Below are 21,925 nucleotides of genomic sequence, written 5' to 3' on the forward strand. Positions count from 1 at the left end.
ACGAAGAAGCGCTCATTGACATGGACGGCATAATGAAACGCATGGAATGGCTGGTGGAAACGGTGGCTCGTGAAAGATGGTTTGAGGCACGCGTCCTGCCGCAGCTTCATGTTCTGCTCTGGGGCAACAAAAGGGGCGTCTAGCCCGCGCAGTGCTGGTAGCTGGAATGCGCCTGGCCGAGGCGACCTATTCCGGTTGCGGAGCACTTCGTTCGGGCCACCTGCTATAGTAATTTTCGTGAATTTCGTGAAAATCTCCGAAGTAATCCATCGGGTTCAGGAATTGACGGCTTAAGATCATTGAACCGCAGCAGTTCCGTCGACGTCAATGTCACATCAAGTTTGACGAGGCAAATGCGGCTTTGGCCACACCTGCCTACTCTCCCGCGGTAACTTCTCCGCGACCCATGGCGAGCCCTTCCGCCCGATTTGATTGGCCGCCCACCGTCGCCACGGCCGAATGCGCTTGACAAGATAGCGCCGGCCCGTTCAATTCGACCCATTCACCAGGGGGGTCCCGGCAAGGGGCTGAGATACTGCTGGCTTTCGCGGCGCAGTGACCCGTTGAACCTGATCCAGTTCATACTGGCGTAGGGACGGTGCAAGCGCTTTGCGGGAGTTCGCGCCCGAAGTCCTGTTTGGAACAGGCGGCCAAAGCGTCTTTTCATCCTTCCGGCACAGAACTGGGTCTCCAATGCATGAGCAAAGGAGCCTCAAGATGAATGCCCTCACCCCCGCCGTGTCGACGGGACCGCTGCCCGCCTCGCGAAAAATCCATAGGCCGGGTGCCATCCACCCGCAGATCAGGGTGCCGATGCGCGAAATCTCCGTCCATCCGACGGCCGGCGAGCCGCCCGTCACGGTCTACGATTCGTCCGGGCCCTATACGGATCCGACTGTCGAAACCAGCATCGAAAAAGGCCTAGCCCGACTTCGCCACGAATGGATTTTGGCGCGCGGCGATGTCGAGGCCTGTGACGGCCGCCATGTCCGACCGGAAGACAACGGATTTGCGGCTGGCGAGCGCCTGACGCCGGAATTTCCCGTTCGCAACCAGCCGCTCAGGGCCAAGGCCGGTAATATAACGCGTCTCTCGCCCATCGAGGTGCGGAAGGCCGCATTCCTCATAGGTTGGAGACAGCCGACCTTTCGAAGCTCCGGCGAGCGCCGCGAAGCAGGAGTGTGACAAAGCTGCAATGACGGGACCTGGGTGGTGTGCTGCGTGTCCTGACGCCGCCAGGAAGATCTGGTCGTTGGACCTGCGGTCTGGTTCATGTTCTCCCGACAACTTGGTCGAGAACAGTTGGTGAGAAACAATCGGCTGGCAAGGCCGTGCCCGCAGCAATCTCCCACGGGCCCCAGGTTCGAAAAGGATCGTGTTGAGGCCTGGATTTCATTGCTTTCCGCGGCTGGCATCATTATCAACGAAACCCTTGTCAGCTGCCTTAGATTGACCAGGAGCATACCGTCTCAGCCTATGTGTCGAACAATCCGGTTCCGGTCGAGAACTCCCGGCCCTGATCGACCAGGTTCATGCAGCGTGCCGGAAGACGCAACCGATGCCCTCATCGAGTTCAACGCTGATGTCGTTGAAGGGCACGATCGGCAGCACGCCGGAAAAGCCTGAGGCTCTCATACCTGCCGTCCCCATCAGGAAGTCGGTTACGCCCGACTATATCCTCAGCTTGGAGGACGGAAAGAAATCAAGTCGCTCAAGCGGCATCTGTCGACCCACTATGGTCTGACTCCGGACGAATACCGCGCCAAATGGGGCCTGCCGGCGAACTATCCCATGATCGCGCCGAATTATGCCGCCGCGCGCTCGACTTTGGCCAAGACAATGGGCCTCGGCCGTAAGCCCAAGTGACGCGAACAGACGGTGTCTGCAAAAAGGATCCGCGCGAAGCCCGGGCCAATGCATCTCTTGATCTCGTGCCCACAGCCGCTGCCTGCACGTCTCTACCACTCTTTTGCTGGTGAGATAGGTTGTGCGTGCCCCTCTGGCGAAAGCTCGAGCCGGATCCGAGTGTTGGAGTGATCGAGGCAAGCACCCGATCGGCACCGGATCTGGCCCTGTTGCCAAGCGACGACCGCCTGGCGACCGACCAGGTTTGTATATGCCGTGGCAGCAAGGGGCGAGCACCAGATTCTTTAGAAGTGGCCCCGAGGGCACTCCGAGTGCGCAATTTGCTGGCGGGTTCGCCCGATCGGCCGATCGGCTGAACAGGCGGATGTAAGAGCTGCCGCATGAACGTCCGCGCCTTTGAGGAGCCGGCGATGCTTCAAGAAGAAAGCGGCCGAATCCGATTTTTCTGCAAAGCCTACGCGGCGACGGCGCCGCTCCCGTTCAAACCCGTGGGGCTGAGACTGCCTTGTTACAGCCCCAGCCGTCTTTTCAGTTCCGCGTTCTCCTTGCGCAGACGTTCGGCAAGCAGGTTCTTCAGCCGGTTGTTTTCTTCCTCGAGGGCGAGAAGATCCTTGAGATCGTCACTGGCTGGCGCGGCTATCGCGGCCTTCTTCTTCCATTGATAATAGGTCTGCTCCGTTGTGCCGGCCTGCTTAACGGCGCTCTTGAGCGTAGTGCCGCCACCGAGCAACTTTTCGATTTGACTGAGCTTTTGGACGCGCTCCTCTTCGGAGTACACCTTGCGGCCGAGCCGCACTGATCCGACCCCCTTATTGGCCTCGGATGAGGCGCCGTTCTTACGAGCAGGCGACCTCAAATCCGTCTTTGTGTTTCGCGGCGGGCGGCTCTTTTTCTTCGTCTCTGGAGCCTCGATGTTCGCAGCGCCTTTCGTGGCGGCGTTTAACGGTTCAGTATGCTCGGTCTCTGCCATGTGATGCTCCACTTTTGCCTGGTCCAAACGTTCAGCATTAAAGGTCACGATATTGGAATCAACAAACTGACGGTTTGACGTGTCCATCTCCTCGAGTTGCCGTGTTGTCTCGGCGAAAGCAGACGAGAGATCCATGTCGCCCCAAATGGAATTGTCGCGTTTTTGATAGCCGCGCCTTTGCTTGACTTCCACAATAAACGGTCGGGTTTGCCGCCTCATAATTTCTTCCTTGATTACATGCCAATTAGATAGGAAAACCACTGCTGAAGAGAGCCGCTCTGTCCAGGCGCTTCCCTGTTTCGGTGCAGATCTTTCCCTGAGTGAAGGAGCGATCTTTGCCGGAAACGTTCGATCAGGCTTTGGGCTTCCGTTTTGCAACTTGCTGGGCCTTTCGGCCTAAGCCCGCCTTCTTTGCCAAAGACGAGCGAGTTGCCGCGTAGTTCGGCGCAACCATGGGGTAGTCGGAAGGCAGTCCCCATTTCGCACGATAGTCGGCAGGTGTCATGCCATAGGTCGTAGCCAGGTGACGCTTGAGAGACTTGAACTTCTTGCCGTCTTCCAGCGAGATGATGAAATCCGGCGTCACGGATTTTCTGATCGGAACCGCCGGCTTCAACGGCTCTGCCTCTGGTTGGGATTGGGCACCAGACGGCAACGAGTTCAACGGCCGGTATACCCGGTCGATCACAGAGGGAAGTTCTCCCATAGGAACCGGATTGTTGGACACATATGCCGAAACAATTTCGGCGGTTAGCTCAACAAACGCGTTGCTTGTTTCACCCTCAGCCAACGTTTTTCCTCCAAGTCAGACAAATCGCACAAAAGCCGAGAATAGAGTAGCCACGCGATGTCTGCAATCGCACCCCATTGTGCGGCGTCCACCAACAGTTATCGATATATGACGGAGGCGAGAGGCACGTCGCTCGAAGCTGTCACCGGAGAGCAACCGCTTACGGAAGCGCGGTGAATTTTAGCGACGGTAAAAGTCGAGATTTTCGAATACGCCGACGTTAAGTTTTGACTGTTGCCGTGCCAACAGCGTGTTCAGGCGCAACGTGTCTCAAGAACGGCTGATGACGCTTGCATGCCTCGCCTGCGCGGCGTGCTCGCTGTCGCTTGCCACTGACCTCTTCGATTCCAGTTGCGGCAATTGCCCTTGCGGTGGGTGGCGCGGGTTGGGTCACCGCAGGGTCAGCGGCCAATACGGCCGGCGTGAGCCGGTGGGGCGGGCGGGCTGTTGACGCCGCCGCGCTTTTGGCCATCGATGCGTCAGGACACGAGAACGACAGGGAGAATGAACGAACCGGCCACGCCCTGGCGCGGGAGCGACCGGTCGGGACTAGGCCGCGCCGGTGACCAAGGATCCCTGACGGCCGATAACAGTACTTCCGGAAGCCCGCGCGTAACCGTCGGCACAGAACCAGCTAGCGAAGGGCGCCTATCGGGAAAGCTGCAAGAGAATCGTAAGGGACACATTCTCAAGCACCGTGAAATCGCGTTCGATGAAGGTCAGTTCTGCTGGTCGAAGAGTCGGTCCAGCTCGTCCGGATTGACGGTGGGAAGAACAGCCGTTCGTACACGGTGATCGTTCAGGTCAAGTCGTCTGATCTGCTCGCCCGCGACCCGGATCAGCTCGATGCGCCCGAATCCCGAACCATGCCGTCGACTGTGCCGCGCAGCACGATGAAGTCAGGATACCCCGGCAGGCGATTGCCATTGCGGAGCCAGGAAAGAAAGTCAGGGCGGTCGCGCTCCTCTGCGAGCACGGATTTTTCCCAGCCATTGAGTTTGGTGTTGAACGCACCGGCCTGGTCCACAAAAAGATGGCCCGGCGCATCGACGGCGTCCGCCGGGAGAGGAACGGCGATTGTTTCCGGAAGGTCCAGCATGCCGGGCTCTTCGTAACGAGTCACGGCATGTAGCTGGTTGTACGTGGCGCGTCGCTCCGGTCCGAGGCGCGTGATCGCCGCGCGATGCTTCTGAAACAGGGTGTGGATCTGCGCCGCGGCATCGGTCTCCAGGGCCCTCATGCACGCTTCGTCGAGTGCGAGTTCATAGGCCTCCAGCTTGGCGCGCAAGGGATCGTCGGCCTCGAACCGGCCCCGTTAGAAGGTGGGTAAGGATGGTCACAGTCGCAGCGATGACACCGGCCTGCGCATCGGGTGCTATGCCATCCTGTGTCAGCATGCGGCCAAGACGACGTCTCGACCTGAAGGCAGTGAACGACCTCCTCCGGCCGAAGGTCCGGAATGTTCTCGCGCAAGGTATCGAGAAGCGCGCAAACGATCGTCGACCATGCGCTCGGGGCAATCAAAGGAAACTGAACCGGCCGTACCGCTGGCGATGATCGATGCCTACTTCCCGAGGAGATGCTCCCCAGGATAAATGATCGTTCCATCCTCGCGCACGACAGCGCCGGGCGTCACGCTGGCCTCCTCGACATGACCGGCCCCAAGGATGTGCATGACGCGTTCGCCTTCTCCGAGCAGGTAGTCGGCAATGATGCGGCGATGGCAGCGCCACCAGACGGCTTCCGCGCACATGATTGCACAGCGATGCTGGCTGCCAAGCTCTCGCAGTTGCGCCAAGCCTTTGGCGAACGGCTCGGTCAGCGCATAGTCGGCGTAGTTGCGAAAGCTGCCTACGCGCCAATAGCTATTGGGGGAAGGTCCCGACCCACGCGCCTTGCCTCGCAAGCCACCAAGTGCAGCGATATGCTCATAGCGGATCCGCCACGGCACCAACGCTCCCGGAAGGCTTTCGCCGTTGAACTGCGGATTCATGCGCGAACGCGGCATCGAGCGCACATCGACAACGAAATCGACACGAGACTCCTCAAGCAGTTCGGCGAACTTGACGATCGTGCGCGTGGAATGGCCTATGGTGAAGAAGCTGTTCGTTTCGGTTCCAATCTAGCCGCGCATGGCGACCTGCCACCTCGGCGCGGATCGTACCCGGTTTAGCTTCCAGATCAAAAAGCCCTGCACCGGGAAGCGATTCACTGGAACGAGCGCGAAGGTTGAGTGGTGGATCATCGTTCGATCGCGGCATCCGATGCGGAACGGCGTCTTGGTTCCGCGAGAATCCCTGTCACCCTAGATGAGCCTCATGGCGGATAGATTCGAACTCGGCGATCACGTGAGCTGGAATTCGGAAGCCGGGCGCGTCAGTGGCACGATCGTTCGCGTGCACACACGCGATTTCGAGGTCAATGGCTACACGCACCATGCAAGTGCCCGCAGCGCCGCAATACAACAGCAAGACCGAGCATATTGCCTTCCACAAGGGTTCGGCGCTCACCAGACTTCGCGACTGACGGTAGCTCCATGCCCACCAACACGCAGCCTCCTTCGCCCGAACCGCTTCGCGCCAAGCTCAGCGACGCTTTCGCCAGACTCGATCGATCAAAGAAAGCGGCTCCCCGGCGTGCAGTCGCGGCCCCAATAGACCGTGGAGGATCGGCCAGGATCTGCAGGCCTGCCCGCATGATGATCAGCATGAAGAACATGTTCAGGAAATGCTGGACTTGCAGCCATCAGGGGAAAGCCACATTCAGCGCCAACGCGAGTTCAGCCGCTTATGTCGGAGCGCCGAAACCGACCGATATGTCGTCATCGAGGTCATCAATTCGAACGGGAGATGCCGGAGTGGCTTTGGGGAGAGGCCGGGCCTAGCATCCGAAGGCATGAACGGCCGGCCACATGGTGAAGGCGGCCTGCCGTATCAACAACCTGCCAGGCGAACCGGACTTACGCCACGCTTCACTAACTTCTCGACGAAAACTAGCGCGCCGATTGTTTCCTGGCATATGTGGGCATGGCGCAGAGGAAAGGCAAAGCAGCAGTGTCACACGCCGTTCGAGACGGCCCTTTTGCAAACAGTACGGCATCCGCAATCGGGAGAGTCAGGCCATGCTTTTGGCGAAGGATGTAAGCTCGTAAGGCTGATCGTCATCTTGATTGCGAATACCAAGTTGGTAGTCCATCGATCATTTCCTCCCGTGGTCCCAACCATCGCCTCTTTGAGCCCACAATGATTAGCTGCCCATGGCAGGTTCTTGTAAAGAGCATCTTCTTCGAAAATGCCTATGCCAAATAGGGTCATGCCTCGCGGGGCCAGCTACTTCGTCTCAGCAGAGCCTGCGCGGATTTTTCTTTCTGGGCAGATCCGGCCATGACGCCCGGCCCAGGTACGCCTTTGCCCCTCGCAGATGAGATGCGGACGCCGAATGCGGCGCACCTCCTCCGCAATGCATTTCAAATCAAGCCCGCTGCCATCTCCTCTCGGCAGCTGCTTTTTCTTTATATGAGCGGCAGTTCCGGGCCATGGGCGATGTCGCCGTCTAAGCGAGGCGAATGCTCCGGACTTCCAAGCCTTTCTTGCCTTGCCCGCATTTGGCAAACACCTTCTGTCCCTGCACCAGCACGCTGAGCCCTGAGCGGGTCAGTGTGCTGGCATGAACGAAGACATCCTTCTCACCGTTGTCAGGTGCAATGAAGCCGAAGCCCTTTTCGGGATTGTACCACTTTACCGTGCCCCCGCTCTCCAGCTCCATACCCGTCTCGACGATGGTCCCTCCAGCGACGCGCGTATGTGACGGAGTTTCCGCGATCTGATCGCCGATCTCCAGCACTTGCGCGACTTGATGACCTTTTGGACTTTTTTCGACCGTGACCTTGAGCGGCGTCCCCGCGGCAACATCCCGGCTTCCGGCCGCCTCTAACACTCGGACGTGCAGATAGGCCTCCGTGCCGTCCGACAGTTTGACGAAGCCAAAACCCTTGCTGACTGTGAACCACAATACCTCGGCGTCGACAGGGTCCGCGGTCACGGTCGCCGGGTGCTGAAAGTAGCTTGGCTCGGAAGTCCGTTCCAAAAAGGAAACGGGGCCATCGTCATTGCGATGCCGGCGTGGCTCGCGATGGTCTCGATATTTGCCCATGATCATCTCGACTGGCATGGATGGCGCACTGCGCAACCGTCAAGATAATCTCTATCGGGCCACGCGTTGATGTCAAATGGCCTTGATGGCCGCAGCTCAGTGCCTAGCCAAGTGCCTGGTAGCCGGGGCAAAACGGGCGGCGGACGCGGCGAAATGACTCGGGTGTATCGGGTTAGGGTGGGTGGCGGTTTGGTGGGGCGGCGTGATTCCGTCAGGCCATGGCGGGGTTCTGTCGCAAACTTTTCGGAAAGGTCATTTGCTGCATGACGCTTGCTCTTTTTTTCGGGAGTTTGTCATGTTCAAAGGCCGCCATTTTGATCGATCCGTGATCCTGCTGTGCGTTCGCTGGTATCTGGCCTACAATCTCAGCCTGCGCGATCTGGAAGAGATGATGGCCGAGCGCGGCATTCACGTCGACCATTCCACTGTCCACCGCTGGGATTTTTCGCCGCTGCTGCTTGAACGCTTCAACCGGACAAAACGTCCGGTCACCGGCAAGTGGCACGTTGATGAAACGTATGTCCGGGTGGGCGGTCGCTGGATGTATCTCTACCGCGCCGTCGACAGCGTGGGCGACACGGTCGAGTTCTTCTTCAGCGAGAACCGTGACCTGCCGGCGGCCAAACGCTTCCTACGGAAGGCGCTGCAGCGCCATGGCAGGCCGGAACGTATCGTCATCGACGGCAGCCAGACCAATCACGAGGCCATCCGATCTAGCGATCTTGAAAATCGCCTGCGGGATCGATCGCGACGAGCACTGAAGCCGATCAGAATCCGCAAGAGCCAGTATTTAAACAACCGCATCGAACAGGATCATAGGCGGATCAAGTGCCGCGTCCGGTCCATGCTCGGCTTCAAGTCAACGACAACGGCCGAAATTATCCTCTCGGGCATCGAGATGGTTCATATGATGCGCAAACGACAGGGGAGGTTTGCCTACGATCCGACGCCCTCCATTGCCAAGCAGTTCGAAATCCTCGCCGCATGAGCGCCGCGTGACGCTCAACCTGCCTTTGCGACCTCAGCTGGAGTTTGCGACGGAACCCTGCTGCTTCACAGGCGGCCAGCTCGGCTCGCAGAGGTGGCCATTGTCGAATTCTCCACATGATCGATGCCGGTCTCCAGAATAGAAGAGATCGAGACCAGGCTTGGCAGCGTTTCGGGGTCGCTCGCTATGTTACATCGAGCCTGGATGCGCCAACCGCGGCGGGATCAATACGCGCAAGATGGCGGAATTCGTCGCGATTGACCGCAGTGCAGGACGAGCATCGCAATAGTCGGCCGGAGCTTTATTGCTTTCAGCGGCAACCGCCACTATGTAGCGACACTTCGCCAACTGTCTTTCAAGCCACCTGGAGAGTTTCATGACAGAAGAAGCCGAAAGCACCTTCGATGTCCTCATCGAGCTCACCGCCGATGTCGTCTCAGCCTATGTCTCAAACAATCCGGTCCCGGTCGGCGAACTCCCTACCCTGATCGGCCAGGTGCACGCGGCACTCAAAGGCACGGCCGCCGCCAGTGTTTCCGCGGAAGAACCGGAGGTTCGCAAGCCTGCCGTATCGATCAGGAAGTCCGTGACGCCGGACCACATCATCTGCCTTGAGGACGGGAAAAAATTCAAATCGCTGAAGCGCCATCTGTCGAGCCACTATGGGCTGACGCCGGACGACTATCGCGCCAAATGGGGCCTGCCGGCGGATTATCCCATGGTCGCGCCGAACTACGCCGCCGCGCGCTCGGCATTGGCCAAGACGATGGGGCTCGGCCGCAAACCGGCGGAGCCGGAACAGCCTGAGACGGCGAAGCGGACCCGCAAGAAGGTCGCAGCTTGATTTCAGCAATCGATTTGTTCTGGGGCGCGCAGCTGCCATTGGCATGATCTGCATCGGTCCGGAATCTGAAAAGGCGGGGCTATTACCCGCCGTACCTTTGCTCCCCAGGAATTCGCGCGGGGTTGCGGCAATCTGCTGATCAAGCTGGACCGGTCGAGCTCACGCTCGCCCGATCTTGTCACGCGGCGTCAGACCACACGGGATCTATCGCGTCCATCCGCCGTTGCCAGCAGGCGATAGAAAATTCAGCCAGCTTTGCTGAGGCTTCCAGCCGAGGACTTGCCCGTGCGGCGGTCCTGTTCGATTTCATAGTTGATCTTCTGGCCGTCAGTGAGGGTCGAGAGGCCCGCTCGTTCAACGGCGGAAATGTGGACAAAAACATCCTGACCGCCATTGTCGGGCTGGATGAATCCAAATCCCTTGGTGCTGTTGAACCACTTCACCGTTCCAGTCGCCATATGCGTTTTCCTTTGTAACCATTGCAATGTGGGCAGGCCGTCAGGCCAGTCCCGATTCATAACCGAAACTTCTGCGTTAGGCTTAGCAAAAACGAGAAATTTGCAAGGCTCGGTTTGACCGGCGGCTATAACGCCTCAGGCACCGTCCAGCGTCCGCCCGTAGGGGCTCACGTGACGACACGCTTTACGGTCCCGATGCGATACCCGACACGGGCGGGCAAGAAGGCAAGAGCGACCAGCCACGGCAACGAGAAGGTGATCGCTTGGGGCAAATGGGAACTGTCGACGACGACGCTATCGGCCGGTTCGAGCCTCGCCGGTTAAGACGGAAGCTGGCCGTCGGCCTTCCCCGCGGCAGGTCCACCCGGCCCCAAGGGACGCCCGTCTTTTCGCGAGCGGTGGTCCTATGCAAAAGCCACATGTGCGCAGTAGATGTCCGTCCGGCCGGACAGGCCAAGAGCCTCTGGGGAATCGACAATGCCGCTGCTGCCGCCTTTGATCCGCCACCTCAAATCTCCTGACCTGTTTGGCAGCCTTGACCGCCTGCCGGCGCTGGCCAAACCAGTCAGTGAGCGCACTTTTGTGGTCCTCAACCCATCGACGGGCGAAGTGCTGGCAGAGCTTCCCGACATGGACGTCGAGGAGACCCGCGCTGCGATCGCCAAAGCCTATAAAGCGCAGCCTGGATGGGCGGCATTGACGGCCCGTGAACGCAGCGACGTTCTGTGGCGCTGGCATCAGCTGATCATCGACCACGCCGATGACCTTGCCGCGATATTGACCGCTGAGATGGGCAAGCCCCTTGCCGAGGCCAAATCGGAAGTGGCGCATGCGGCCGCGTACCTGCAATGGTACGCCGAAGAGGCCAACCGCATCTATGGCGAGACGATCTCCCCGCCATCGACGGACCGTCGCCTGCTGGTGATCAAGCAGCCGATCGGCGTCGTCGGCACGATCACGCCATGGAATTTTCCGGCTTCGATGGTGGCGCGCAAGATCTCGCCGGCCTTGGCGGCTGGCTGCACGATCGTGCTGAAACCCGCTGAACAGACGCCGCTCGTGGCCGGTGCGATGTTTGCCCTTGCGCACCAGGCTGGTTTTCCCGAAGGCGTGGTCAACCTGCTCTACGCTTCTGAGGGCGATGCCGTCGGCCGCGAACTCTGCACAAACGCCAAGGTCCGCAAGATCAGCTTCACCGGCTCGACCGAGGTTGGACGGCTGCTCATGCGCCAGTGCTCGGACCAGATCAAGAAGGTCAGTCTCGAGCTCGGCGGCAATGCGCCTTTCATCGTCTTCGACGATGCAGATGTCGATGCGGCGGTCGACGGTGCGATCCAGGCCAAGTTCCGCAACGCCGGCCAGACCTGCGTTTCCGCGAACCGCCTTTACGTCCAATCGGGCGTTCACGATCAATTTGTCGACAAATTCGTGGAGCGGGTTCGCCAGCTTCAGGTTGGTGACGGTTTTGATCCAGGTGTTGCCATCGGCCCGCTGATCGACAGGCATGCGCTTACCAAGATCGAATCGCACATCGCCGATGCCGTCGCAAAAGGCGGTGTAATTCACTGCGGGGGCAAACGCCTTGGCAAGGACGGCACATTCTTCCAACCGACGGTCCTCACCCAAGTCTCCGGCGAGATGACGATTGCGCAGGAGGAGACATTCGGGCCGCTGGCCCCGATCATTCGCTTCGACGATCCGGATCAGGTCGTGCACGAGGCAAACGACACGATCTACGGCCTCGCCGCCTACTTCTATGCCTCGAACCTGCAGCGTGTCTGGCGTGTGGCCGAGGCCTTGGAATATGGCATGGTGGGCATCAACACCGGACGCATGTCATCGGAAGCGGCACCCTTCGGCGGGGTGAAACAGTCCGGCATCGGGCGGGAGGGTTCGCGCCACGGGCTTGAGGACTACCTCGAGATGAAATACCTCTGCATGGGCGGCATCTGAAGCACCTGCGTACGAATTCGCGGAGCGGCCTGTGCAAGCGATTTCGAAGATGTGAACCATAGTCGATCCTCGATGGGCGGGGGCTCCGGACCCGCTGAAACTGTCGCGTTCTCGCCTCGAGGTCAGCTTCGCGCCGACGCCCGCCTTTGTGCCGCAGTCAGGTAAGTTGGGATCGCCATCATGATTGCAGCTGTCCCGACGATGGTCAGTCAGCAATTCCCGAGCCCAGCTTTGTTAATCGCTGCGCAGAATCTTTGCTTCAATCGCGGCTGCCACGAAAGCTCTTCGGGCAGCAGCCGGATAAGCCTCACCGCGCAATACCTGCAGACAGGCATCCATCGCGGCCTTGCGTTTTACAGTCTGACGTTGGAGATCACGCAGCAGAATGGCGGCCGCGTCATTGACCTCGAACACGATCCGCTCTGAGCTGTGGTGGCCAACTTGAACAACGACTGGCCTCTCAAATCTGCTCAAGCCGGTCATCTCTCCGCTCCTGCGTGGCAAATAGCCCTAGGTCGCACTCTTTGCCCAGCCGAACGGTTCGGTTGGTCGCGAGCCCGGCCACTCGCGATCGAAGCTCGGTATCTGATTCATGGTGGGATTGCGCCGCAAATGTCGAGACCTGCTTCTGCGGCTATCCGGGAAATCTCGACCAATGCACTCCTCAGCGTGCCCCGTGCCAGCCCCTATATCGGTACTTTTCCACATGCCGACTTGCAGGCAGCCAGCCACTGCATGGCGGAAATTGCATCTTCCAATATGGCTGCCCGCTTCGCAAAGCCGAAAAAAGCATTGCGTGCCGCGCTTACGGGTTTTCGCCCGTCATATGCATCATAGCAGGCCCTGAGGGTAGCTTCGTGGATCGGGTCCCTGCGGTCTTCCGGCCATTCATTGAGGAAGTCGATAGCGTCCGCAAGGCTGGCAATCTCCTGCACGATGTAGGTTGCACGCTTCACGAAAACCGGGCTGCTGAAAGCCTCAGGGTTCATTCGTTCCTCCCGACCTACTGAACGACTGGTCTGCATGAACAGGCGCTTCCTCGACACCCGCCGACGATTGCACAATGTGTTGTCAGGGCAATGACGGTTCAAGAGGAAAGAAGCGGCCTCGGCGACCAGCAGGCCGATTCTATGCTGCAGCTCCTCGAGACCTCTAGCAAGGAAGCGATGGTGGGTCTCGACCGCCCGACGCGTTTTTCAGGAAGCACCGGTGGTCGGCATGGCGCAGCGGGTGGCGGTCGCCCGCAGGCTCGTGACAAAGGCCGCGTTCCTGCTGCCCGACGAGCCGCTGGGGCCCGCGCTGACCAGGCTACGCTTGCAGGACGAGCTTTCCAAGAACTCGACAATGATCGTCACGCACGACCTCGAGGAAGCAATCTATCTCGGAGATCGCCACGTCATCATGCATCCCCTCCCGGGCGAATCTCCATGACCCTGACACAGTGTCTCGCGACCGTTCCGATCCGAATTTCATCCGGCTTCGCAACGAGGTGTACCCTGACTTGGCGTGCCGCGCGAGCGCATCTGTGTAATTGACAGGTGATCAATATGATCGAGCGCCAGCTTGAAGTGGCGCCAACGATCGGCGGCTCCGGCCGGCCTACCGACGCTGCAGGTCCATCAACAGCATGAATCGATCGCCTGTGACCGATTCCGAAAATGCGTTGGACGCGTCCGACGTCATTGGGAACATGGAAGTATGGATCAGCGTGGCGGCCATCTTCATTGCATTGTGCATATTTTGCGGCTTGGCAACGCGCTCCACAACGGCGACTGCCTGGGCGGCGAAATGATCGTCGTCACGATGGCGCTTAAAGCTGGACAAGAGATCGGGGACGCGGCCATGGGCCAGGTTGCGGGTTCCGAGCCGCTTGAGTGGTGGTTTGGGCAGCGGCAGTGTCTTCGAAAACCTTTGGAGAATGCGTGTGGGCGGGTGGACGAAGGCGCACGATCCGCTTGGACGACGTTCGCAACTCCCCTAAGTCCGCCGAGAGTACCATGAGGCAGCAGCAGCGACCCTTTGTCGTCGAGATCAAACAGAAGCGTGGGTTGGTGAAGCGGCCACAGTCGATTTGGGGCGGCATCGACCTGGCTTCCATCGCGAACGAAGTCGCGGAAGCAAAAACCGATGGTGTTACCGCTGAAGCGCCGCCGCCGATTTTTCCTGAAGATGTTCGTCCACAGCCCATGCTCGCCACCCGCGTAGCCGTATCCGATGCCAAGGACGTGACCGTGTGCGACGGATCGCTTCCTAAGCCGCCGACGGTTGAAGAAGCGCCGATGGCGGAAGCATCGAACGCACAGGCTGGAGGCAGACGAACCCGCAAGACGAAGCGGTGGCAGAAAGATATTCCTTTACCGCGCGGTCAACGATGGAAACGGCGCCTGCCTTGGGTGCTCCGCCAGAGCCGGACGTAGCGGTAGGTCGACTGCTCCAGGGTTTGAAGCTGCCCTTGTCAATCCGACAGACCAGCAGTGCATCCAGGTAACGAAAGAAGCTTGAACCGCACGCTAGGTGACGTCTATCAGCCGCTCCCGGAATTGGGTGCGAGAATGAAATCGAAAACGGGCTCAGGCAGGCCAGGCGTCGGCTCTCGCAAGGCAGTCGGGAAAATTGTGGCCGCTTCGGCCTCTGCCGCGAGGGCGGCAGGTGTCATTCCGAGTGCGGCCTCAAAAGGGCCGGCTCGGCAGAAGCGCCACCCGACGAAAAAGCGCCGCGGCTCTTGCCGCATGGCGCGCGGCAGCGACCCGCTTTCCCTCGCGGATCTTCACCCCGGCCGCTGCCAACAGGATCAATCCCTTGAAGAATTGGCGATGCTGGGCGCTTTGTTGTGCAGCATGCCATAGAGGCTCCCAAGCCTCGTGAGCCTCCCAATAATAGCCGTGGTTGAAAAGGTCGATTCCCCATCGGAACACATCTGAGTTGAGCGAGTCCTCGACGGCAACGATTTTCACAGCGTCGCTTTGATAGCTATGACCCAAGGGGTCGCGAACCGGATGTGGATGTTTGCCAGGCGGATATGCGTAGCCCGGGAAATTCTTTTCGGGCGCCAAGGCGAGGACGTGACATGGACCCAGCAATCATGAAAGGGCGTTGGTGGCAATTCCAGATGAAGCAATCGCTTGCACCAGAGTGCCAGCAGTAAAGAAATATCTTGCGATGCACCGGCAAAATGCGCTCATGGTGCCATTCCTCCACGGGCACGTGCGCCGGGAGGGCACCTCTAACACGACCTATAGACCGAGGGAGGGCTCAACCCAATGAGCAGGGTGGCGCGCGAAGATGCGAGTCCGGCGTCGTCGGCGACATTTGCGCCGCTCGAGAATGCGACCTTTCGTTCGATCTGGCTTGCCACTCAGGTCGCCAGCCTTGGCTGGCTAATTCAGACTGTCGCCATCAGCTGGCTGATGGCGACCATCTCAACCTCGGACGTTATGGTCGCCCTGGTTCAGGCTTCGACCACACTGCCCGTGTTCGTCCTGTCGATCATCGCCGGCGCCCTGGCGGACAATTACAGCCGCCGCAATCTCATGTTCGCCGGCTGGTGCGCTATAGCGTTATCCTCGGCGATGCTGACTGTTCTTGCGGCGCTGGGGATTTTCAATCCATGGATGGTTCTCGCATTCAGCTGTTTGGCAGGCGCGGGCGCCGCCTTCACCGATCCTGCCTGGCACGCGTCGGTCGGCGATATCTTACGAAAACGCGAAGTCCCAGCCGCGGTCACGCTCATCTCGGTTGGATACAACGCCATTCGAAGCGTCGGCCCGGCGCTCGGTGGCATCGTCGTTGCCTCCTTTGGACCTCTGACAGCTTTCGCTGTGGCGACACTGACCTATGTAGCGCTGCTGGTGACCATAGGGCGCCGCACATGGGATGTTCGCGCTTCACCTCTCCCGCGTGAGCCATTGACCACTGCCATCCATGACGGAGCGCGCTTCACGGCCCTGTCGACCGAGATCAAGGCGGCAATCGCGCGTGGAGCACTATTTGGCCTGGCCAGCATCTCCATACTCGCGCTCCTGCCGCTCGTCGCCCGCGACCAACTAGGGGGAGGACCAATCGTTTATGGTGTCCTTATGGCCGGCTTCGGGACCGGCGCCTTGTGCGTCGGCATTTGCAACAATGTGCTGAGACGGTCACTCTCCCAGGAGCGGCTGACCACACTGGCATGCATTGCCTGCGCGGCGTGTTGTCTGTCTCTTGCTCTCACGTCCTCAGTCGTGGTGGCGGCTATTGCGCTGGCCCTCGGCGGCGCGGGCTGGGTCGTCACCTGGACGGGGCTCGACGTGAGTATCCAATTGTCAAGCCCAAGGTGGGTTGTTGGTCGCACGCTATCGATCCACTATGCCCTTTTGTCGGGCGGGATCGCGGCTGGCAGTTGGCTTTGGGGCTCAGTGGCTGAGAACTATTCGCTGACCACAGCCCTGGCGTCTTCCGCTGGTGCGCTCGTAATGGTCGCGGCCACCGGCTTTCTGATGCCTATCCGTCAATGGCAAGATTCTGATCAGGATCCTTTTGGCTTCGAAACACCGCAGCTCGCTCTCGACCTGACGCCGAGAAGCGGCCCGATCGTCGTCAAGATCGAGTACTCGATACCGGAGGCAAACGTCGAAGCTTTCCTGGACCGGATGCAGGAAAGACGGCGAGTGCAAAGCCGCGTCGGTGCTCGGCACTGGAACCTCCAGCGCGATCTTCAGGATCCGTCGCTTTGGACAGAAACCTTTCGCACGCCGACCTGGATGGACTATCTGCGGCTGAATCATCGCCTGACGACCGCGGATAAGGCGTTGGACCAACATCTGCTCGAATTGAACATGGGAATTGCGCCTCGCACCAAGCTTTCGATCGAACGGCCGACCGGGGCACCCCGCAAGCGGGATCAATCGGCGCGATTTTTCTTCCGGCTGTGATCGGATCGTAGGCTCTGGGTTTGCAGGGGCTTGATGGGAGGCGAATTGACCGGCTTGATCAGATTTGAAAGGCCAGTCGTGATTCAGATTGGCCGCCATAGCACAGAACGTGCCGTGTTCGAGGTCAATGATGCCGCCTCAATTCTGCTTAGGGATTTTGGTGGTCGACAGACGGAGAAACGCAAGGCAGCGATGGACGCTTGTCTGAAGGTACTACGAGGTGACGCTTACCCACCCGTCGCCCGAAGGGCATTCGTCGCGGCCGCGCGCGAAGCAAATATCCTTCGCTGCGACTGACAGGACCGTTCACGCGACATCGGAGCATAGTGGCCACAACGGGCATTCGACCGGACGGGGGAGTCTTTGCAGCAAACTTTCCCAGGGGGAAGTCAGGCTGTTTGGCTCTCCCATCCAATGGAAAGGTCGGCGCCGCAGCAACTTGGGTTCCCAGTCAATTTTTGTTTTCTCCACGATGCTTCAAGAAGAAAGCCGCCGAATCCGATTTTTCTGCATGGCGCAAAGCCTACGCGGCGACGGCGCCGCTCCCATTCAAACCCGTGGGGGTGGGACTGCCATGTTACAGTCCCAGCCGCCTCTTCAGTTCCGCGTTCTCCGCGCGCAGACGTTCCGCAAGCAGGTTCTTCAACCGCTTGTTTTCTTCCTCCAGCGCCAGAAGATCTTTGAGATCGTCACTCGCTGGCGCGGCCACCGCGGCTACCACAGCCTTCTTCTTCCATTGATAATAGGTCTGCTCCGTTGTGCCGGCCTGCTTAACGGCGCTCTTTAGAGTGGCGCCGCCACCGAGCAACTTTTCGATTTGACTGAGCTTTTGGACGCGCTCCTCTTCGGAGTACATTTTGCGGCCGAGCCGTACTGATCCGACCCCCTTATTGGCCTCGGATGAGGCGCCGTTCTTAGGAGCAGGTGACCTCAAATCCGTCTTTGTGTTTCGCGGCGGGCGGCTCTTCTTCTTCGTCTCTGGAGCCTCGATGTTCGCAGCGCCTTTCGTGGCGGCGTTTAACGGTTCAATATGCTCGGTCTCTGCCATGTGATGCCCCACTTTTGCCTGGTCCAATCGTTCAGCATTAAAGGTCACGATATTGGAATCAACAAACTTACGGTTTGACGTGTCCATCTCCTCGAGTTGCCGTGTTGTCTCGGCGAAAGCAGACGAGAGATCCATGTCGCCCCAAATGGAATTGTCGCGTTTTTGATAGCCGCGCCTTTGCTTGACTTCCACAATAAACGGTCGGGTTTGCCGCCTCATAATTTCTTCCTTGATTGCATGCCAATTAGATAGGAAAACCACTGCTGAAGAGAGCAGCACTGTGAACCGCTTGCCAGTCCTCGGTGCAGAGCTTCCCTGAGCGAAGGAGCGATCTTTGCCGGAAACGTTCGATCAGGCTTTGGGCTTCCGCTTGCCAAATTTCTGAACCGAGGATCCTTTTGCAGCTTGCTGGGTTGGTTTCGCCCTAAGCCCGCCTTTTTTGCCAAAGACGAGCGAGTTGCCGCGTAGTTCGGTGCAACCATGGGGTAATCGGAAGGCAGGCTCAATCTCGCACGATAGTCGGCAGGTGTCGTGCCATAGCTCGTAGCCAGGTGACGCTTGAGAGACTTGAACTTCTTGCCGTCTTCCAGCGAGATGATGAAATCCGGCGTCACGGATTTTCTGATCGGAACCGCCGGCTTCAACAGCTCAGCCTCTGGTTGGGATTGGGCACCAGACGGCAACGAGTTCAACGACCGGTACACCCGGTCGATCGCAGAGGGAAGTTCTCCCATAGGAACCGGATTGTTGGACAGATATGCCGAAACAATTTCGGCGGTTAGCTCAACAAACGCGTTGCTCGTTTCACCCTCAGCCAACGTTTTTCCTCTTAGTCAGACAAATCGCACAAAAGCCGAGAATAGAGTAGCCACGCGATGTCTGCAATCGCACCCCATTTGCCGGGCGCGCCCATCAGCAGTTATCGCCACCGTTTGCTCTCCGGGTGTCCAAACTCGGCGACTTGGCCATCGCCTCCGTCTACGGCCTTGAGACGGCGGCCTTTCTTACCGTCGGGCCGGTTTACGAGGAACCGAGTAAGCCGTTCTATGTGACTACCTATTCGCCTGACTGGGTGAGACGCTACATCGAGAAGGATTTTTTCGACATCGATCCCGTGCTTCACCATGGGCTGCGTGCTGTGACATTGGTTGATTGGAAGGAGATCGACCTATCGGACAAGGCGGTGCGTACTTCTTTGGTGAAGCGAGGGAACATGGTGTCGGGAAGCATGGCGTCACGTTCCCGGTTAGGGGTGTCGCGGCGACCGCGCCGTGACGAACAACGAGAACGCAGCGGCGTGGCAGGCGTTTCTCAAATCTGAGGTTCGCGACTTTCAGCATCTCGCCGGCGAATTTCACAATGCTATCGGTCAAATCCAAGGAAGGCCACGCCATCAGACGGTCTGCTCCGATAGAGAGATCGAATGCCTGAAATGGTACGCGAGGGGAGAGAAGGTCAAACGGACCGCAGAGATACTGTCGCTATCCCCTCGCACGGTGCGATTTCATCTTGATCTGGCACGGGCCAAGCTGGGTGCCAAAAGCTTGGCCCATGCGGTTGCGATCGCCGCCGAGCGCGGCCTGTTCTTTCAAAGACTGTTCTGATCGGTAGCCAAGCGCTTCGCGGAAGCCGCCTCTAAACTCGTTGCGTTTCGTGAAGCTGGGAATGATAGAATGACTGAATCATGGGAAAGAAGGGAGACGTCGCTCTGGACAACCTGATCCGGAAGGCACCGCGTGGGTAGAATGCTGGCCAAACCAAGTGTCCTATTCGCAAACCACACGGTACCGCTTGCCGGGCTCGCTGATGTTCTTGCAGACAAGCGGCTTGTGTGGCTCGGAAGAGGAGAGCGGAGGACTTGCTGCCGGCGATGCCCGTCTGTTTGATGTCTTGAGACTTGCCGTACGGCGCGGTTCGAGCCGTTCCGGCTCCTGTGGCGCAACCGGAAACACGCTGGTTTCGAACTGTGGCTGCTGCAGGCGTGGCGGCTCTTTGTCAAAGAATCGCCTGGCATCAAGCGATCTCGGAATAATCACCGTACCATCATCGCTGCGCGCGCAGCCGCTACCCAACAGTAAAGCCAGCCCCAGGAGAAAAGGCAGTATCCGTCCAAACATAAGCTTAACCCTTGTCGGGCCTATACCCCGGCTTGCGGGTCGCCGACAATCGGCCGAATGGACACGAAGAAAGGGCAGCATTGCTTGCCGCCCTTTCCGTATCTGAACGCTGATGGGTTGGATTAGAAATCCATACCACCCATGCCGCCCATGCCGCCGCCGCCCATGCCGCCTGGCATGCCGCCGCCAGCCGACTCCTTCTTCGGAGCCTCCGCGATCATGGCTTCGGTGGTGACCAGCAGGCCGGCGACCGAGGCCGCGTCCCGGAGAGCCGTGCGCACGACCTTGACCGGATCGACGATACCCATGGCGATCATGTCGCCATATTCGCCGGTCTGGGCGTTGAAGCCGAACGTCGGGCCCTTGTTCTCGAGGATCTTGCCGGCAACGATCGATGCTTCCGCACCGGCGTTGGCCGCGATCTGGCGAGCCGGAGCCTGCAGCGCGCGACGCACGATGCTGATGCCAGCGGTCTGGTCGGAGTTGGCGCCGACGGCCTTGATGCTCAGCGAAGCGCGCAGCAGTGCGACGCCGCCGCCGGGAACGATGCCTTCTTCGACGGCCGCGCGGGTCGCGTTGAGGGCGTCATCGACGCGGTCCTTCTTTTCCTTGACTTCGACCTCGGTCGCACCGCCGACGCGGATGACGGCAACGCCGCCCGCCAGCTTGGCGAGACGTTCCTGCAGCTTCTCCTTGTCGTAGTCCGAGGTGGTCTCCTCGATCTGCTGCTTGATCTGGGCGACGCGGCCCTGGATCTCGGCCTTCTTGCCGGCGCCGTCGACGATGGTGGTGTTCTCCTTGGAGATCGACACCTTCTTGGCGCGGCCGAGCATGTTGAGGCCGACATTCTCGAGCTTGATGCCGAGGTCTTCCGAGATGACCTGGCCACCGGTGAGGATGGCGATGTCTTCCAGCATGGCCTTGCGGCGATCACCGAAGCCCGGCGCCTTGACGGCGGCGATCTTCAGGCCGCCACGCAGCTTGTTGACGACCAGCGTGGCCAGAGCCTCGCCTTCGACGTCTTCCGAGATGATGACCAGCGGCTTCGAGGTCTGCACGACAGCCTCGAGGATCGGCAGCATGGCCTGCAGGTTGGAGAGCTTCTTCTCGTGGAGAAGAATGTAGGCGTCTTCCAGATCCGCAACCATCTTGTCGGCGTTGGTGACGAAGTAGGGCGAGAGATAGCCTCGGTCGAACTGCATGCCTTCGACGACTTCGAGTTCGGTCTCTGCGGTCTTGGCTTCCTCGACCGTGATGACGCCCTCGTTGCCGACCTTCTGCATCGCTTCGGCAATCATCGAGCCGACCGAAGCATCGCCATTGCCGGCAATGGTGCCGACCTGGGCAACCTCTTCCGAGGTCTTGATCTTCTTGGCGTTCTTGATCAGCGTCGCGACGACGTCGCTAACCGCGAGATCGATGCCGCGCTTCAGGTCCATCGGGTTCATGCCGGCGGCAACCGCCTTGTGGCCTTCCTGGACGATCGACTGCGCCAGTACGGTCGCGGTCGTGGTGCCGTCGCCGGCGATGTCGTTGGTCTTCGAAGCGACTTCGCGGACCATCTGCGCGCCCATGTTCTCGAACTTGTCTTCAAGCTCGATTTCCTTGGCGACGGTGACGCCGTCCTTGGTGATGCGCGGTGCGCCGAACGACTTGTCGATGACGACGTTGCGGCCCTTGGGGCCGAGCGTGACCTTCACTGCGTCGGCGAGGATGTTGACGCCGCGCAGCATGCGCTCGCGGGCATCACGGGAGAATTTTACGTCTTTAGCAGCCATGTTTTAGCTCCTGGCAGGGGCTTGGGATCAAGCCCGGAATTCAGTTGACCG

The 21,925-nt window shown here is 59.5% G+C and carries 21 protein-coding genes, 5 pseudogenes and 1 riboswitch; of the genes and pseudogenes, 14 read left to right on the top strand and 12 right to left on the bottom strand.

Annotation, left to right across the window (positions count from 1 at the left end):
- The 3 pseudogenes from NKH36_RS31325 to NKH36_RS31335 all read left to right on the top strand — a co-directional run.
- Positions 1–143 (top strand): annotated as a pseudogene (locus NKH36_RS31325) (7-carboxy-7-deazaguanine synthase QueE); the annotation flags it as partial.
- 354 nt (positions 144–497) lie between these two features.
- A riboswitch (TPP riboswitch) is annotated at positions 498–614 on the top strand.
- A 103-nt stretch (positions 615–717) separates the two neighbouring features.
- A pseudogene (locus NKH36_RS31330) lies at positions 718–1,095 on the top strand (phosphomethylpyrimidine synthase ThiC); the annotation flags it as partial.
- 353 nt (positions 1,096–1,448) lie between these two features.
- Positions 1,449–1,866 (top strand): annotated as a pseudogene (locus tag NKH36_RS31335) (Ros/MucR family transcriptional regulator).
- Between the two features lie 508 nt (positions 1,867–2,374).
- Here NKH36_RS31335 and NKH36_RS31340 read toward each other — a convergent pair.
- From NKH36_RS31340 to NKH36_RS31355, 4 genes are all read right to left on the bottom strand, one after another.
- A complete protein-coding gene (locus NKH36_RS31340; RefSeq protein WP_352965837.1) occupies positions 2,375–3,055 on the bottom strand; it encodes a transposase in 681 nt (226 codons plus the stop codon).
- 133 nt (positions 3,056–3,188) lie between these two features.
- A complete protein-coding gene (locus NKH36_RS31345; RefSeq protein ID WP_352965835.1) occupies positions 3,189–3,626 on the bottom strand; it encodes a Ros/MucR family transcriptional regulator in 438 nt (145 codons plus the stop codon).
- An 838-nt stretch (positions 3,627–4,464) separates the two neighbouring features.
- Positions 4,465–4,914, bottom strand: a complete 450-nt coding sequence (locus NKH36_RS31350; protein WP_352965833.1) for a hypothetical protein — start codon at positions 4,912–4,914, stop codon at positions 4,465–4,467.
- 276 nt (positions 4,915–5,190) lie between these two features.
- Positions 5,191–5,748 (bottom strand): DUF488 domain-containing protein, encoded by a 558-nt coding sequence (locus NKH36_RS31355; RefSeq protein WP_352965880.1) that lies wholly within the window; start codon positions 5,746–5,748, stop codon positions 5,191–5,193.
- A gap of 196 nt (positions 5,749–5,944) precedes the next feature.
- On the opposite strand from NKH36_RS31355, the pseudogene NKH36_RS31360 reads away from it, so the two are divergent.
- Positions 5,945–6,152: pseudogene (locus NKH36_RS31360) on the top strand (hypervirulence associated TUDOR domain-containing protein).
- Positions 6,153–7,178: 1,026 nt separating this feature from the next.
- On the opposite strand, the gene NKH36_RS31365 reads toward NKH36_RS31360, so the two are convergent.
- On the bottom strand, positions 7,179–7,778 hold the full coding sequence (locus NKH36_RS31365) for a cold-shock protein (protein WP_352965830.1): 600 nt from the start codon (positions 7,776–7,778) through the stop codon (positions 7,179–7,181).
- A 295-nt stretch (positions 7,779–8,073) separates the two neighbouring features.
- Between NKH36_RS31365 and NKH36_RS31370 the strand changes: the two genes are divergently transcribed.
- Both NKH36_RS31370 and NKH36_RS31375 read left to right on the top strand, forming a co-directional pair.
- Positions 8,074–8,766 carry an IS6 family transposase gene (locus NKH36_RS31370; RefSeq protein WP_352965827.1) on the top strand — a complete coding sequence of 231 codons (693 nt, stop codon included), beginning with the start codon at positions 8,074–8,076 and terminating at the stop codon, positions 8,764–8,766.
- 376 nt (positions 8,767–9,142) lie between these two features.
- The gene (locus tag NKH36_RS31375; protein ID WP_352965824.1) at positions 9,143–9,610 is read left to right on the top strand and encodes a Ros/MucR family transcriptional regulator; all 468 of its coding nucleotides are present in this window, start codon (positions 9,143–9,145) and stop codon (positions 9,608–9,610) included.
- Positions 9,611–9,855: 245 nt separating this feature from the next.
- On the opposite strand, the gene NKH36_RS31380 is transcribed toward NKH36_RS31375, so the two are convergent.
- Complete coding sequence (locus NKH36_RS31380; protein ID WP_019863204.1) at positions 9,856–10,068, bottom strand: cold-shock protein; 213 nt, start codon at positions 10,066–10,068, stop codon at positions 9,856–9,858.
- A gap of 171 nt (positions 10,069–10,239) precedes the next feature.
- On the opposite strand from NKH36_RS31380, the gene NKH36_RS31385 reads away from it, so the two are divergent.
- Positions 10,240–10,392, top strand: coding sequence for a hypothetical protein (locus NKH36_RS31385; RefSeq protein WP_352965822.1), 153 nt, complete (start codon positions 10,240–10,242; stop codon positions 10,390–10,392).
- Positions 10,393–10,545: 153 nt separating this feature from the next.
- Positions 10,546–12,021 (top strand): NAD-dependent succinate-semialdehyde dehydrogenase, encoded by a 1,476-nt coding sequence (locus NKH36_RS31390; RefSeq protein ID WP_352965819.1) that lies wholly within the window; start codon positions 10,546–10,548, stop codon positions 12,019–12,021.
- A 234-nt stretch (positions 12,022–12,255) separates the two neighbouring features.
- Here NKH36_RS31390 and NKH36_RS31395 read toward each other — a convergent pair whose 3' ends face one another.
- Positions 12,256–12,504, bottom strand: coding sequence for a DUF982 domain-containing protein (locus NKH36_RS31395; RefSeq protein ID WP_352965817.1), 249 nt, complete (start codon positions 12,502–12,504; stop codon positions 12,256–12,258).
- 203 nt (positions 12,505–12,707) lie between these two features.
- Positions 12,708–13,010 carry a DUF982 domain-containing protein gene (locus NKH36_RS31400; RefSeq protein WP_352965814.1) on the bottom strand — a complete coding sequence of 101 codons (303 nt, stop codon included), beginning with the start codon at positions 13,008–13,010 and terminating at the stop codon, positions 12,708–12,710.
- A gap of 220 nt (positions 13,011–13,230) precedes the next feature.
- On the opposite strand from NKH36_RS31400, the gene NKH36_RS31405 reads away from it, so the two are divergent.
- Both NKH36_RS31405 and NKH36_RS31410 read left to right on the top strand, forming a co-directional pair.
- Positions 13,231–13,452, top strand: coding sequence for a hypothetical protein (locus NKH36_RS31405; RefSeq protein ID WP_352965811.1), 222 nt, complete (start codon positions 13,231–13,233; stop codon positions 13,450–13,452).
- A 566-nt stretch (positions 13,453–14,018) separates the two neighbouring features.
- Positions 14,019–14,438: a hypothetical protein gene (locus NKH36_RS31410; protein WP_352965808.1), complete on the top strand. Its 420-nt coding sequence runs from the start codon at positions 14,019–14,021 to the stop codon at positions 14,436–14,438.
- A 252-nt stretch (positions 14,439–14,690) separates the two neighbouring features.
- Here the strand turns inward: NKH36_RS31410 and NKH36_RS31415 are convergent, their stop codons facing one another.
- Positions 14,691–14,975, bottom strand: a complete 285-nt coding sequence (locus NKH36_RS31415) for a DUF309 domain-containing protein (protein WP_352965805.1) — start codon at positions 14,973–14,975, stop codon at positions 14,691–14,693.
- 306 nt (positions 14,976–15,281) lie between these two features.
- Here NKH36_RS31415 and NKH36_RS31420 point away from each other — a divergent pair, with 306 nt between their 5' ends.
- Positions 15,282–16,931, top strand: a complete 1,650-nt coding sequence (locus NKH36_RS31420; RefSeq protein WP_352965802.1) for an MFS transporter — start codon at positions 15,282–15,284, stop codon at positions 16,929–16,931.
- A gap of 33 nt (positions 16,932–16,964) precedes the next feature.
- Positions 16,965–17,228, top strand: coding sequence for a DUF982 domain-containing protein (locus NKH36_RS31425; protein WP_352965799.1), 264 nt, complete (start codon positions 16,965–16,967; stop codon positions 17,226–17,228).
- Positions 17,229–17,508: 280 nt separating this feature from the next.
- On the opposite strand, the gene NKH36_RS31430 is transcribed toward NKH36_RS31425, so the two are convergent.
- A complete protein-coding gene (locus tag NKH36_RS31430; RefSeq protein ID WP_352965796.1) occupies positions 17,509–18,198 on the bottom strand; it encodes a transposase in 690 nt (229 codons plus the stop codon).
- A gap of 200 nt (positions 18,199–18,398) precedes the next feature.
- A pseudogene (locus tag NKH36_RS31435) lies at positions 18,399–18,797 on the bottom strand (Ros/MucR family transcriptional regulator); the annotation flags it as partial.
- Between the two features lie 125 nt (positions 18,798–18,922).
- On the opposite strand from NKH36_RS31435, the gene NKH36_RS31440 reads away from it, so the two are divergent.
- Positions 18,923–19,300: an autoinducer binding domain-containing protein gene (locus NKH36_RS31440; protein ID WP_352965793.1), complete on the top strand. Its 378-nt coding sequence runs from the start codon at positions 18,923–18,925 to the stop codon at positions 19,298–19,300.
- The gene (locus NKH36_RS31445) at positions 19,251–19,583 is read left to right on the top strand and encodes a response regulator transcription factor (protein WP_352965790.1); all 333 of its coding nucleotides are present in this window, start codon (positions 19,251–19,253) and stop codon (positions 19,581–19,583) included. The genes NKH36_RS31440 and NKH36_RS31445 overlap by 50 nt, the downstream gene beginning before the upstream one ends.
- A 635-nt stretch (positions 19,584–20,218) precedes the next feature.
- On the opposite strand, the gene groL is transcribed toward NKH36_RS31445, so the two are convergent.
- Positions 20,219–21,874, bottom strand: a complete 1,656-nt coding sequence (gene groL / locus NKH36_RS31450; protein ID WP_352965871.1) for a chaperonin GroEL — start codon at positions 21,872–21,874, stop codon at positions 20,219–20,221.
- Positions 21,875–21,925 lie beyond the last annotated feature (51 nt).

Origin of the sequence: Mesorhizobium sp. M1312 (assembly GCF_040318115.1) — a bacterium.
Taxonomy (GTDB): domain Bacteria; phylum Pseudomonadota; class Alphaproteobacteria; order Rhizobiales; family Rhizobiaceae; genus Mesorhizobium.

What these genes read in the sequence shown, in the direction of transcription:
- NKH36_RS31340 (WP_352965837.1), bottom strand. Translation starts at nt 3,055, where the DNA reads ATGAGGCGGCAAACCCGACCGTTTATTGTGGAAGTCAAGCAAAGGCGC.
- NKH36_RS31365 (WP_352965830.1), bottom strand. Translation starts at nt 7,778, where the DNA reads ATGGGCAAATATCGAGACCATCGCGAGCCACGCCGGCATCGCAATGAC.
- NKH36_RS31370 (WP_352965827.1), top strand. Translation starts at nt 8,074, where the DNA reads ATGTTCAAAGGCCGCCATTTTGATCGATCCGTGATCCTGCTGTGCGTT.
- NKH36_RS31375 (WP_352965824.1), top strand. Translation starts at nt 9,143, where the DNA reads ATGACAGAAGAAGCCGAAAGCACCTTCGATGTCCTCATCGAGCTCACC.
- NKH36_RS31380 (WP_019863204.1), bottom strand. Translation starts at nt 10,068, where the DNA reads ATGGCGACTGGAACGGTGAAGTGGTTCAACAGCACCAAGGGATTTGGA.
- NKH36_RS31390 (WP_352965819.1), top strand. Translation starts at nt 10,546, where the DNA reads ATGCCGCTGCTGCCGCCTTTGATCCGCCACCTCAAATCTCCTGACCTG.
- NKH36_RS31395 (WP_352965817.1), bottom strand. Translation starts at nt 12,504, where the DNA reads ATGACCGGCTTGAGCAGATTTGAGAGGCCAGTCGTTGTTCAAGTTGGC.
- NKH36_RS31400 (WP_352965814.1), bottom strand. Translation starts at nt 13,010, where the DNA reads ATGAACCCTGAGGCTTTCAGCAGCCCGGTTTTCGTGAAGCGTGCAACC.
- NKH36_RS31410 (WP_352965808.1), top strand. Translation starts at nt 14,019, where the DNA reads ATGAGGCAGCAGCAGCGACCCTTTGTCGTCGAGATCAAACAGAAGCGT.
- NKH36_RS31420 (WP_352965802.1), top strand. Translation starts at nt 15,282, where the DNA reads ATGAGCAGGGTGGCGCGCGAAGATGCGAGTCCGGCGTCGTCGGCGACA.
- NKH36_RS31425 (WP_352965799.1), top strand. Translation starts at nt 16,965, where the DNA reads ATGGGAGGCGAATTGACCGGCTTGATCAGATTTGAAAGGCCAGTCGTG.
- NKH36_RS31430 (WP_352965796.1), bottom strand. Translation starts at nt 18,198, where the DNA reads ATGAGGCGGCAAACCCGACCGTTTATTGTGGAAGTCAAGCAAAGGCGC.
- groL (WP_352965871.1), bottom strand. Translation starts at nt 21,874, where the DNA reads ATGGCTGCTAAAGACGTAAAATTCTCCCGTGATGCCCGCGAGCGCATG.